The following is a 12,411-nucleotide window of genomic DNA, read 5'->3' as shown; positions in this document are numbered from 1 at the left end:
ATTCTATTTTTTTCTACCGCAAATAAGCAACTTTATTCGATGCCTTGCTCCGGTCAACATGAGTCTAAGCAATATAAAGATCTAATTATTATAAAGCTCTAACCAATACTAAGCCCTAATCAATATACAGCCTTAGCCGACGAGTTTTAATCGAGACCTAAAATGCGCTTTACTGGCTTAAAGCTTTTGCGGTAATGCTCGGTTACACCATGTTTTTCAATCGCTTCGAAATGCGCTTTGGTCGGATAACCTTTATGTTGAGCAAAACCAAACTCTGGATGAAGTTTATCAAGTTCTTCCATCTCTTGGTCACGAACAACTTTAGCGATGATAGATGCCGCACTGATTTCAGCAACTCGCAAGTCCCCTTTTACAATCGCAAGACCATCCATCGGCAGTTCAGGAACGCGGTTTCCATCGATTAGTGCCATATCAGGTTGAACGCTTAGCCCTGCGATAGCTCGCTGCATAGCAACCATGGTCGCTTGCAGAATATTCCACTCATCAATTTCTTGCGGAGAACAACGGCCAACCGACCAAGCCAAGGCTTTCTCTTTGATTTCAGGAAACAGAGCCAGACGCTTCTTCTCAGACAGTTTCTTTGAGTCGTTCAAACCTTCGATTGGATTATTAGGATCGAGGATAACCGCAGCAGTAACAACATCGCCAACTAACGGCCCGCGCCCTACCTCATCAACACCAGAAAATAACTGGTAGCCTTGAGGATACTCAAAAGGAGGAAGCTCTTTTTTCTCTTTTACTGCCATAATTCTTCTCTTAATGTTCTGTAAACAAGCACTTTATGACTCAACACATGGTCGATCTATCAATTTCAATACCGCATTAGCGGCTTGTTTATCCGCGTCTTTACGAATCCAATGATGCATCTCGGTAAAGCGTTCGATTAATGCACTGTTATCAGCGGATAGCATCTTATCGACAGACGGAAACAAGAAGTCTGGGTGACACTCTTCAAGAATATGCTCTTTCACAATCTCTTCGCCAGCCAAAATGTTCGGCAACGATACGAACTCAGTAATCGATAATTTCTTAACAATATAACCCGTCAGTTTATTTACTTTGTAGCCAACGACCATTGGGCGTTTCAACAACATGCATTCGAGAGCAACAGTACCCGAAGCTAACAGAACAGAATCAGCAGCGGTGATCACGTTGGTGGCGGTATCTTCTACCAATGTAAATTCAAGTTCAGGTGCCGTCGATTGCCAAATTTCAGTGAACTGCTTTTTACGTTGCTCATTAACGAGCGCAACAACAAAGTTGATATCAGGGTATTTTTGCTTAATACGCTGGCAAGTCTCAATAAAGGGTTGAGCAATCAAACTCATCTCACCACCGCGACTACCCGGTAATACGGCTAACCAAGGCTTATCTTGATCTAAACCTAAAAGCTCGCGAGCTTCTTTTTTATTCGGTTCTAGTGGAATGGTGTCTGCCAATGTATGGCCAACAAATTCACAAGCAACATTATATTTATCGTAGAATGCCTTTTCGAACGGCAAGAAAGCCAGTACCAAGTCGGTTGCTTTGTCGATTTTAAAGATACGCTTTGGACGCCATGCCCATACTGAAGGGCTGACATAATGAACGGTCTTAATACCCGCGTTCTTAAGATCCAATTCAAGTCTTAGGTTGAAGTCTGGCGCATCGATACCAACGAAGACATCTGGCGGGTTTTGAGTGAAATACTTAACCAGTTCCGCTTTCACTTTTAACAAACGAGGTAAACGACCAAGCACTTCTACAAGCCCCATCACGGCAAGCTCTTCCATTTCGAAAAGAGACTCACAACCAAGCGCTTTCATTTTTGGTCCGCCAATACCCACGAATTCAGCATTCGGATATTGTGATTTGACCGCTTTAATAAAACCCTCGCCAAGCGTGTCACCCGAGAGTTCTCCGACGACGATACCTACGCGTAGAGGTTCATTCGAAACAAAGTCCGAGCTATTGGTTGCTGCTTCTTGCTGTGCCATAGTTTTCCAATTCCCTTGTTGCCTAAAACAAAAAAGACCGCCCAATGAGAGTAGCGGTCTTTTTGTTATACCAATCTGATTAAGTCATTATTGTCGTACTTGCGCTGATTGGTAAACAATCATATCAAGTATTAACGAATAATACCGCGCTCAGAGTTCTCTAGCATTTCTAGCATAGGAGTAACCGAAGTAAACTCTTTCGCCATTTCAACTAAAGCCGCTTTCGCTTCTTCAAGTGTTTTACCTGAACGGTATAACTCTTTGTACGCTTTCTGTAGTGCACGAATTTCTGGTTTCTCAAATCCGTTACGCTTCAGGCCCACTAGGTTAAGACCAAATGGAGCCGCATGGTTACCCTGTGCAAGCACGTACGGCAGTACATCTTGAACAACAGCAGAACAGCCGCCAATGTAGGCGTAAGCACCTATTGAACAGAACGGGTGAATCGCAGATAGCGCCATTACACCAGCGTAGTCACCCACTGTTACGTGACCGCCAAGAATAGCGTTGTTACCAATATGAGTGTGGTTACCAACAATAACATCGTGTGCTACATGAGCATTAACACAAAGTAAGTTGTCATCACCGATCACTGTGGTTGCTTTGTCTTGAGTTGTACCACGGTGGATTTGAACCGCCTCACGAATCACGTTGCGATCACCGATCACAACTGTTGTCTCTTCGCCACCGTACTTCTTATCTTGGTTCTCTTCACCGATAACAGCGTGTGGGAAGATGCGGTTTTCTTTACCAATGGTTGTGTGACCTTTGATCACCACATGCGACATCACTTCAGTGTCGTCACCAATTGTCACGTTACCAGCAATGTAAGTGAAAGGCCCAACCGTCACGTTAGCACCGATAGTTACATCACCTTCGATTACTGCTGCCGGGTGAATTTTCGCTGTTTCATGAATCATATTAAAACTCTCTACGAGCACATTTAAGTTCAGCTGAACATACAACTACGCCGTCAACTTTAGCAACGCCGTTAAACGATGCAATACCACGACGCTCTTTTAAGAATTCAACTTCGATAATCAGTTGGTCACCTGGCACTACTGGCTTGCGGAATTTAGCTTTATCTACACTTGCAAAGTAGTAAAGCTCGTTACCAGAAGGGGCACCAAATGATTTAAATGCTAGAAGACCTGTTGCTTGCGCCATTGCTTCTAAGATCAACACGCCTGGGAATACAGGCAGTTGAGGGAAGTGGCCTGTGAACTGAGGTTCGTTAACAGAGACATTCTTAATCGCAGTCAGTGTTTTTTCTTTTTCAAAGCTAGTCACACGATCAACCATTAAGAATGGGTAGCGATGAGGTAATAGTTCCTGAATTTCAGTAATGTTCATCGTTGTCTGTTCAGTAGTCAAAGTCGTATTCCTATGTATATTCTTTATTTAATTAGAAGGATTATAAACGAAAAAGACTCGCTGTACGCGAGCCTTTTATTAGAAATGCTGGAATTATGATTCCGCGCTCTTCTCGATAAGTTTTTCAACGGTTTTCAAACGCTTGTTCATTTCATCAATACGATGTACACGCGTTGCTGTTTTACGCCAATCTTTGTTTGGCTGTAAAGGAATACCCGAAGAGTACATGCCTTTCTCAGTGATACTGCGCATTACCATCCCCATACCGGTGATTGTAACGCCGCCAACGATTTCAATATGACCATTAATCACACAACCGCCACCAATAATACAGTACTTACCTATCGTCGTGCTGCCTGCGATAATAGTACCACCGGCAATAGCAGAACCATATCCGATGTGAACATTGTGAGCAATTTGAAGCTGGTTATCTAAGATAACGTTATCTTCAATGATTGTGTCATCTAATGCGCCACGGTCGATGGTTGTACACGCGCCAATTTCTACACGGTTACCAATGCGAACTGAACCGACTTGTGGAATCTTAACCCACTCACCTTTCTCGTTCGCATAACCAAAGCCATCAGAGCCAATGACAGTGCTTGATTGAATCAAACACGCGTCACCAATCACGACTTCATGGTAAACACTTACATTAGCCCATAGCTTAGTGCCTGTGCCAATATTTGCATTTTTACCAATAAAACAACCAGCTCCGATGATCACATCATCACCAAGTACCACACCAGACTCAATCACAGCGTTCGCACCGATAGACACATTTTGTCCAATGGTTGCATCGCTTGAAATTGAAGCAGAATCAGCGATAGCCGCTGCGGGTGCAGGAGTAGTATCAAGCGCTTGAGCAACTTTAGCAAAAGCAACGTAAGGGTCGCTGACCACAATCACGTTGGTCTTACACAGTTCGCGCTCACTCTCTTTAACCATAATAGCGGATGCTTTACAGTCACCAAGGTGCTTGCTGTACTTCACGTTCGAAAGGAACGTAATGTTTCCTTCTTGCGCTTTATCCATAGGAGCAACTGCTGAAACGGTAACCGTACCGTCTCCGTGTAGCTCTCCCCCGGTAATCGTTGCCAATTCGGCTAAAGTCAGGTTCTTCATAAACTTATTTCAGTGATTTAATTACTTGCTCAGAGATGTTGTATTCCGGCTTGCCGTACTGCAGAGCTTGAATATCAACAATCATGTCGTAGCCTTCTTTCTCTGCAACTTTAGTTACAGCATCTTGAATCACTTTGAATAGCTTCTGCTTCTCTTGTGCTTCACGACGTTGGCTTGCTTTTTCTAGTGCTTGAGCTTTGATTTTGTACTTACTGTCTAGTTGACCGACTTCGATACGAAGCTTCTCAACTTCGTCAGGACCTAGTAGTTCACCATCACGCTTAAGCTTTTCAATCTTAGTTTTTGCTTCTGCTTGAATGCTCTGCAGCTCAGCAGCTTTATCTTTGAACTCTTCCTGCATTTTTTGAAGAACAACTTCGCGCTGAGGTAGAGCCTGGAATACTTGTGCAGTGTTTACATAACCCACTTTTTGCGCAGCTTCAGCAGCTGTTGCAAAGAAAGAAGAGCTAAGAACTACAAGGCCTAAACCTGCTGCTTTAATCATATTTTTCAAAATATTGTCCTTTAAATATTAGAAAGTTCTACCAATGGTAAATGTGAAGAATTCTTCATCATCACCTTCGTAAATTTTAACGGGTTTCGCTAGAGAGAAAACCAATGGGCCCATCGGCGACATCCATTGAAGGGCTGCACCATAAGATGAACGGTAATTTGTTGGATCAGAGTAATCGTAGTAATACTGGCTGCCACTGTTAGGTGCACCACGGTCTACGAACTCGGTATCCCATACACTTGCCATGTCAAAGAAGACACTGGTTCGAATCTGGCTACGTGCTTCATCAGAAGCAAACGGCGTAGGTACAATTAACTCTAAACTTGCCAAGGCAACCGCATTACCACCAACCGAATCATCGGTTGCAGAGCTGTACGTTGGGTTGTTACCCGTACTGCTCCCGTAAACGGCTTTTGGACCCGCTGAGTTAGAGCCAAAGCCACGCAACGTTGTAAAGCCACCTGCGTAGTAGTTCTCGTAGAATGGGAACAAGTTATCATTACCATCCGTTTGACCGTAACCATTACCATAGCCTAATCGGCCACGCATCAAAAGTGTGAACTCATGCTTTTTGGTCAGCGGGATGTAATGTTTTACATCGTACTGAGCTTTGAAGTACTTAGCGTCAGAGCCTGGTACAGTCATTTTAGCGAAAGCACGTTGGTGGTTACCCTCGGTTGGGAAGAAACCACGGTTAAGGTTGTTACGAGTCCAAGAGATATTGATATCGAAGTCATCGGTTAAGATGTTTTCGTCACCATATTGGTTAATACTTCTCGCGAACTGTTCCACTTGGATATAAGTCGGAACGTTACCGATCTTGTTGTGCGTATAGCCAACACCAAATTCGATACGATTCAGCTCATCCATAGGGAAGCCCCATGTCAGGCTGGTACCGTAACTTTGGTTGGTATAGTCGACAATACCCGCTTCAGAGGCTTCGAATTCGTTGTAGAAGATCTTACCGCCTAAGCTCACACCATCAAGGTTCCAGTATGGGTCACGGTAGTCTAAGCTCACGTTCTTTTGGTAATCGTTCATCATGGCACTTACGCCAACACGGTTACCTGAACCCGCAAAGTTATCTTGTTGCAAACCAACTTGGAAGCTGACACCTGATTCGGTACCGTAACCAACACCAAAGTTGATACTGCCTGAGTTCGCTTCCTTAACGTTGTAAACCAAGTCAACTTGGTCTTCACTGCCAGGAACACGCACTGTTTGTACATCAACCGTTTCAAAGAAACCTAAACGGTTAAGGCGGCTCTTACCGGTGTCAATTGACTTAGAGTTAAGCCAGCTGCCTTCCATTTGACGCATTTCACGACGTAGTACTTCATCTTTGGTCGAGTTATTACCCGTAAATCGAATATCACGAACGTAGATACGGCTGCCTGCTTCTACATTAATCACCAATGATACTTCTTTGGTCTCATCGTCAAATTCAGGAATAGTACGTACTTGTGGGTACGCATAACCAGACTCACCAAGAATACGCTTTACGCCCTCTTCTAGTGATGTAACAGAAGAGCCGTTGTACGTATCGCCGTCTTCAAATGGAACTAATGCTTCAAAATCAGCCTCACGGCCAATCAGCTCACCGCGAAACGCGACATCTTTAACGGTGTAGGCTTCGCCTTCATCAATACCAAGCGTGATGTAAACGCCTTTCTTATCTGGAGAGATCGCTACTTGTGTAGAATCCACCTTAAATTTAAGGTAACCACGGTCAAGGTAGTACGATTTCAACGCTTCGATATCACCCGCTAATACTTGCTTCTGGTATTTTTCATCCGCAAGGAAATTCCACCATGCAACATCAACATTCAGGTTGAAACGGCTCAGTAGCTCAGCATCAGAGAAGACTTCATTACCAATAAAGTTGATTTGCTGAATCTTAGCGGATACGCCTTCAGTAAATACAAACTTAAGGTCAGAACGGTTACGTGGCAAAGGTGTCACAACCGCTTTTACTGTCGCGTTGTACTTACCAACACTGTAGTAAAAATCTTCAAGGCCTTTCTCGATGTTACTCAGCGTTGTGCGGTCAAGGGCTTCACCTTCACGAACACCAGATGCATCTAGGTTCTGCTGAAGTTGCTCTTCTTTGATCGCTTTGTTCCCTGAAAATGAAATGCTTGCGATGGTCGGTCGTTCTTTTACTTGAACAACTAAAACACCTTCATCGCGAAGGACCTTAACATCCTCAAAGTTACCTGAAGCATACAGTGCACGAATGATCTCAGATACATCGCCTTCATCCACTTCATCGCCAATACGCACTGGCATTTTCAGTAGAGCTGCACCAAGTGCAACACGCTGTAAACCTTCGATCTTGATATCTTGAACTACAAAGTTTTGTGCTCCGTTCGCAGCCACACTAGTGGCCAATAGACTTGCGAACAGAATTTGCTTAATCGCCATACTTATTCTAATTATTCCTTGCTACTACCAATGCCTGTGAGAAACCATTCACAGACGAGTAAAATCATTAAATATTGCCAGAGCCATCAAAGAGAAGAGGATTGCACCTCCTACTCTGTATCCCATTTCCTGAATTTTTTCAGGGACAGGTTTACGAGTAATGGCCTCAATAGCGAAAAAGAGCAAATGTCCGCCATCAAGCATAGGCAGCGGAACCAAATTAATAATACCCAAATTGACACTAATCAGAGCCAAAAAGCCTAAGAAGTAAACCAAACCGTAATCGGCGGTTGTACCTGCGCCTTTAGCAATTGAAATCGGGCCACTCAAGTTGTTTAAGCCGACATCGCCAACGATGAGCTTCTTGAGCATTGTCAGCGTCAAACTAATGATTTGACCTGTTTTATCAAATGCTTTTCCTACAGACTCAATTACACCAAATTGTAACTCAAAGCGATAATCTTCTGGCCATTCTGCGACTTCTGGAGCAATACCCGCATAGCCGATTATTGAACCATCAGAAAGCTCTCGACTTTTTGGCGTCATAGACAACGACTGTTCAAAACCATTACGCAGTACAATAAGGTTCATGGATTTCATCGGGTTCGAGCGAATCAACTCAACAACCGACTGCCACTGTTCAATTGGCTGCCCATTAATTTCAACAATTTTGTCACCAGCTTCTAGCCCCGCAGAGTATGCAGCGCCATCATCAATAACTTGAGCAAGCACTGTTGATATCTCTGGAGAGTACGGTCTAAAACCAAGCGTTGTCATTGCAGACTCAGTTTCTGGGTTGAACGACCAGTCTGAAATATCCAATGTCATCTGTTGCTCAAAGCCAATATCGTCTTGAGAAGAAACCGTTACTGTCATGGATTGGTCACCAATATGTGATATCAAACCCATATTGACTGATTCCCAATCTGCGGTTTTGATTCCTGAAATAGATTTAAGTTCCATTCCAGTTTCAATTCCGGCTTGTGCAACAATAGATTGCGGGGTGACCTCACCGATCACCGGTTTAACCGCAGGCACGCCAATCAAAAATACCAGCCAATACGCAAACACCGCAAAGATAAAGTTAAATGCTGGGCCTGCACCGACTATCGCCGTGCGTTTCCACAATGGCTTCTTGTCAAAAGCGTATTGCTGCTCTTCTTCAGAAAGGTCGTCAACACGCCCATCGAGCATCTTAACGTAGCCGCCCAGCGGAATCACTGACAAGCTGTATTCAGTACCATCACGGCCGATCTTGCTCCAGATTGATTTACCAAAACCAATCGAGAATTTTTCTACTTTCACACCACAACGACGAGCAACCCAGAAGTGTCCAAACTCATGAACAGCAACCAGGATACCAAGCGCTACAATAAAAGATGCGAAGTTCCACAGAATTCCACTCATGCTAGCTGCTCTTTAATAAATTGAATGGCTATTTGACGAGACATATTATCTAGCTCAAGAAGGCTTTCCAAGCTATCTAAACCCTCAGAGCTATATTGTTCACATACTTTGCTCATAACATGCTCGTTAATGACAGCAATATCGGTAAACTTAACCCGATTGTTCAAAAAGGCATCGACTGCAATTTCATTGGCAGCATTAATTGCTGTTGTTGCATGCTGCCCTAGGTAGCACGCTTCAATTGCTAATCTTAAACATGGGTAACGGCTAAAATCGGGTTCTAGAAAAGTAAGCTCGCCCACTTTGGTGAAATCCAGAGGCTTAACGCCGGCTTCTGTACGCTCAGGATAAGACATCGTTAAAGCGATTGGCGTCGCCATATCGGGTTCGCCCATTTGAGCAAGCACCGAGCCATCCTTGTACTGGACCATAGAATGAATCACAGACTGAGGATGAATAATGACTTTTAACTGTTCTTGAGAAGCATTAAATAGCCACTTAGCTTCAATATACTCAAGACCTTTATTCATCATGGTCGCAGAGTCAACAGAGATCTTAGGGCCCATAGACCAGTTAGGGTGTGCAATAGCGCGAGCTGGTGTTACCGAATCTAACTCAGCAACATCCGTATAGCGGAAAGGACCGCCAGAACCCGTCAAGAGAATATGGTTGATACCGTTCTCTTCCAGATTACAACGACCTAGATGGGTTTGTACATTTTGCGGTAGGCATTGGAAGATAGCATTATGCTCACTGTCTACAGGAAGTAGTTCAGCACCGTACTTTTCCACGGCGTCTATAAACAACTGCCCTGACATCACCAAGGCTTCTTTATTAGCAAGCAAAATACGCTTACCAGCCTTAACCGCAGCCATCGTAGGAAGTAAACCTGCCGCTCCCACAATCGCAGCCATTACCGTGTCCACTTCCTCTAGAGAAGCAACCTGACACATGCCTTCTGGGCCTGAAAGTACTGTAACGTTAGGGTAATTAGCGGACAGTATTTCAGTCAGCTGAGATGCTGCATCAGGGCAAGCCATAGCAATATAGCTTGGTTGCCACTTTTCAACTAACGCCAACATCTTTTCGACATTCGACCCGGCAGCCAGTGCCACGACCGAATAGAGATCTGGGTTTTGTTCAACGACTTTTAGTGTACTTGCACCAATTGAGCCGGTAGCGCCAAGGATAGTTAGATTTCGCATCACATATGACCGTAGAAATGAAATAAAGGGCAGAATCACTGCCCTTTATTATTAGAATGCTAAATAAAGCAAAGCAAAGACAGGGAATGCAGCCGTTAAGCTATCTATTCTATCAAGTATACCACCATGACCAGGAATCAGATTACTGCTGTCTTTCACCCCTGAAACACGCTTAAACATGCTTTCAACAAGGTCACCAAGAACAGAGATAACGACAGTCACAAGGGTAATTACAATCATGTGAAGAGGACTTGTGAATTGGATATCAAATAAGTCAGCAAAAATCCAAGCTATGATCACTGCTGTAATAATGCCACCAATAAGACCTTCAATCGTCTTATTAGGGCTTACCGCTGGTGCCATTTTACGCTTACCAAAACTCTTTCCTGAAAAATAAGCACCGCTGTCAGCTGCCCAAACGAGCAAACAAACAAACATCACCAATTTTGCACCGTGGTAAGGATCAACATCGATACCGTTAGCGCGCAGAATAACCACACTCCAAAAAAATGGCAGCAGAGTCAGCACGCCAAATGCGTGACGAAGGAGAGAAGAATCTTTCCATGCGGGCATAGACTTAGGGTAAGTCACCGCCATACCACTCGCTATTACCCACCAAATAGAGCCAATCGTTAGAATGGTGTAGTGAGCGCTAGATAAATGATTAAGGCTAAATGCATCAAAAGGGATAAAAGCAAAACTTGCAGCACTGACTACAACCGTTGGAATCAGCGCTAAATAACGCGATTTGCTTTCAACAAACTGAGTCCACTCCCAAAAGCCCAATAGCGAGATTACTGCTAGTGAAAGAATAAACGTGGGAAGTGATAACTCGAAAATACCTAGAATAACTAGGGGAGCTAAAATCAACGCCGTAATAATTCGTTGTTTCAAACCAAAAAATCCTTATTAACTGTCCATCAGAGCTTTAATTTGCTCACCAGTGCATCCAAAACGACGCTCGCGGTTTACAAACCAAGTCACAGCTTCTACTAAGCTGTCTTCATTAAAGTCTGGCCAGAATTGTTCAGTGAAATACATTTCGGCGTAAGCCAATTGCCAAAGCATAAAGTTACTAATGCGGCACTCGCCACTGGTGCGGATAAGTAGGTCAACTTCAGGAATATCTGCCATAGTCAGGTGCTGTGTAATCATAGCTTCATCAATGTCATCTACATTAATATCGCCAGACTTTACCTGTTGAGCAATTGAGGTCATTGCCTGCTGGATATCCCACTTGCCGCCATAGTTAGCAGCAATATTAATAACCATACCCGTATTGGTGCTAGTCAAAGCTTCTGCTTCTTCTATCTTCTTTTGGAGTCGATCATTGAAACGACTTTTATCACCAATAACACGCAATTGTAGATTATTTTTATGAAGTTTTTTTACTTCACTCGACAGCACTGAAATAAACAGTTCCATCAAGATACCGACTTCTTCTTCAGGACGACGCCAGTTTTCGCTACTAAACGCAAAAAGTGTAACGGCCTTAATGCCAAGTCTGGCAGATGAAGAGATGGTTTTACGAACGGCTTGAACACCGTTTTTATGACCAAAGACGCGAGGCTTGCCCTGAGCTTTTGCCCAGCGGCCATTACCATCCATAATGATAGCAATGTGTTTAGGAAGAGAGTCTGTGAACGCTTGAGAATTATGCATAAAAGAGTGAATCAAATTCTAATAGTCGAACAGAGTAGCATAAAAAAACGCTGAACCGTGAGTACAGCGTTTTTCCGGAAAGAAAAGAATATGGAAAATTAAACTTCCATCAACTCTTTTTCTTTAGTTGCTAGAACTTCATCTACGTTCTTAACCGCAATGTCAGTTAGCTTTTGAATTTCGTCTTGTGCTCTACGATCTTCATCTTCAGAGATTTCTTTGTCTTTCAGTAGTGCTTTTAGATCGCCATTCGCGTCACGACGGATGTTACGGATAGCAACACGGCCACCTTCAGCTTCACCACGAACGATTTTAACTAGGTCTTTACGACGCTCTTCCGTTAACGCTGGAAGTGGTACACGAATAACCGTGCCAGCAGACATAGGGTTTAGGCCTAGGTCAGATGTCAGGATTGCTTTTTCAACTAAAGGAGTCAGTGTTTTATCAAACACTGTAATTGCTAGTGTACGTGCATCTTCTGCAATAACGTTAGCAACTTGAGCCAAAGGCGTTGGTGCACCGTAGTACTCTACAGTAAGACCAGACAGTAGGCTTGGGTGAGCACGGCCTGTACGAATCTTTTGCAGGCTATTTTTAAGTGCATCTACACTTTTATCCATACGCTCTTGAGCGTCTTTTTTGATTTCGTTAATCACAATTTCACCTTGATTATGTTCTTTCTTCAAGAAAGCTTTTTATTTGG

The 12,411-nt window shown here is 43.6% G+C and carries 12 protein-coding genes; all 12 read right to left on the bottom strand.

Going from position 1 to position 12,411, the window contains the following annotated elements; translation table 11 throughout:
• Positions 1–146: 146 nt before the first annotated feature.
• Positions 147–767 carry a ribonuclease HII gene (rnhB, locus tag NX845_RS07875; protein WP_102490549.1) on the bottom strand — a complete coding sequence of 207 codons (621 nt, stop codon included), beginning with the start codon at positions 765–767 and terminating at the stop codon, positions 147–149.
• Between the two features lie 33 nt (positions 768–800).
• Positions 801–1,997, bottom strand: a complete 1,197-nt coding sequence (gene lpxB, locus NX845_RS07870) for a lipid-A-disaccharide synthase (RefSeq protein WP_004734339.1) — start codon at positions 1,995–1,997, stop codon at positions 801–803.
• A gap of 131 nt (positions 1,998–2,128) precedes the next feature.
• Complete coding sequence (gene lpxA / locus NX845_RS07865; protein WP_004734340.1) at positions 2,129–2,917, bottom strand: acyl-ACP--UDP-N-acetylglucosamine O-acyltransferase; 789 nt, start codon at positions 2,915–2,917, stop codon at positions 2,129–2,131.
• Between the two features lies 1 nt (position 2,918).
• Entirely contained in the window at positions 2,919–3,371 is a 453-nt protein-coding gene (fabZ, locus tag NX845_RS07860; protein ID WP_004734341.1) for a 3-hydroxyacyl-ACP dehydratase FabZ, read from the bottom strand.
• Between the two features lie 93 nt (positions 3,372–3,464).
• Complete coding sequence (gene lpxD, locus NX845_RS07855; protein ID WP_017079409.1) at positions 3,465–4,496, bottom strand: UDP-3-O-(3-hydroxymyristoyl)glucosamine N-acyltransferase; 1,032 nt, start codon at positions 4,494–4,496, stop codon at positions 3,465–3,467.
• 4 nt (positions 4,497–4,500) lie between these two features.
• Positions 4,501–5,001, bottom strand: coding sequence for an OmpH family outer membrane protein (locus NX845_RS07850; protein WP_004734343.1), 501 nt, complete (start codon positions 4,999–5,001; stop codon positions 4,501–4,503).
• 27 nt (positions 5,002–5,028) lie between these two features.
• Positions 5,029–7,434 carry an outer membrane protein assembly factor BamA gene (bamA, locus tag NX845_RS07845; protein ID WP_017084150.1) on the bottom strand — a complete coding sequence of 802 codons (2,406 nt, stop codon included), beginning with the start codon at positions 7,432–7,434 and terminating at the stop codon, positions 5,029–5,031.
• A 48-nt stretch (positions 7,435–7,482) separates the two neighbouring features.
• A complete protein-coding gene (gene rseP / locus NX845_RS07840) occupies positions 7,483–8,841 on the bottom strand; it encodes a sigma E protease regulator RseP (protein ID WP_017079406.1) in 1,359 nt (452 codons plus the stop codon).
• A complete protein-coding gene (ispC, locus tag NX845_RS07835) occupies positions 8,838–10,046 on the bottom strand; it encodes a 1-deoxy-D-xylulose-5-phosphate reductoisomerase (RefSeq protein WP_017086231.1) in 1,209 nt (402 codons plus the stop codon). The genes rseP and ispC overlap by 4 nt, the downstream gene beginning before the upstream one ends.
• A gap of 51 nt (positions 10,047–10,097) precedes the next feature.
• Complete coding sequence (locus NX845_RS07830; RefSeq protein WP_017084153.1) at positions 10,098–10,940, bottom strand: phosphatidate cytidylyltransferase; 843 nt, start codon at positions 10,938–10,940, stop codon at positions 10,098–10,100.
• 15 nt (positions 10,941–10,955) lie between these two features.
• Positions 10,956–11,708 carry an isoprenyl transferase gene (locus NX845_RS07825; RefSeq protein WP_029222668.1) on the bottom strand — a complete coding sequence of 251 codons (753 nt, stop codon included), beginning with the start codon at positions 11,706–11,708 and terminating at the stop codon, positions 10,956–10,958.
• A 98-nt stretch (positions 11,709–11,806) separates the two neighbouring features.
• Positions 11,807–12,364 (bottom strand): ribosome recycling factor, encoded by a 558-nt coding sequence (frr, locus tag NX845_RS07820; protein WP_004734349.1) that lies wholly within the window; start codon positions 12,362–12,364, stop codon positions 11,807–11,809.
• Positions 12,365–12,411 lie beyond the last annotated feature (47 nt).

The sequence above is a fragment of the Vibrio sp. NC2 genome (genome assembly GCF_025195005.1).
Lineage (GTDB): Bacteria > Pseudomonadota > Gammaproteobacteria > Enterobacterales > Vibrionaceae > Vibrio > Vibrio splendidus.
This window is presented reverse-complemented; position numbering and strand designations above follow the sequence as displayed.

Bases quoted from the DNA above. Each gene is read 5' to 3' on its own strand.
- rnhB (WP_102490549.1), bottom strand. From the start codon at position 767: ATGGCAGTAAAAGAGAAAAAAGAGCTTCCTCCTTTTGAGTATCCTCAA.
- lpxB (WP_004734339.1), bottom strand. From the start codon at position 1,997: ATGGCACAGCAAGAAGCAGCAACCAATAGCTCGGACTTTGTTTCGAAT.
- lpxA (WP_004734340.1), bottom strand. From the start codon at position 2,917: ATGATTCATGAAACAGCGAAAATTCACCCGGCAGCAGTAATCGAAGGT.
- lpxD (WP_017079409.1), bottom strand. From the start codon at position 4,496: ATGAAGAACCTGACTTTAGCCGAATTGGCAACGATTACCGGGGGAGAG.
- NX845_RS07850 (WP_004734343.1), bottom strand. From the start codon at position 5,001: ATGATTAAAGCAGCAGGTTTAGGCCTTGTAGTTCTTAGCTCTTCTTTC.
- bamA (WP_017084150.1), bottom strand. From the start codon at position 7,434: ATGGCGATTAAGCAAATTCTGTTCGCAAGTCTATTGGCCACTAGTGTG.
- rseP (WP_017079406.1), bottom strand. From the start codon at position 8,841: ATGAGTGGAATTCTGTGGAACTTCGCATCTTTTATTGTAGCGCTTGGT.
- ispC (WP_017086231.1), bottom strand. From the start codon at position 10,046: ATGCGAAATCTAACTATCCTTGGCGCTACCGGCTCAATTGGTGCAAGT.
- NX845_RS07825 (WP_029222668.1), bottom strand. From the start codon at position 11,708: ATGCATAATTCTCAAGCGTTCACAGACTCTCTTCCTAAACACATTGCT.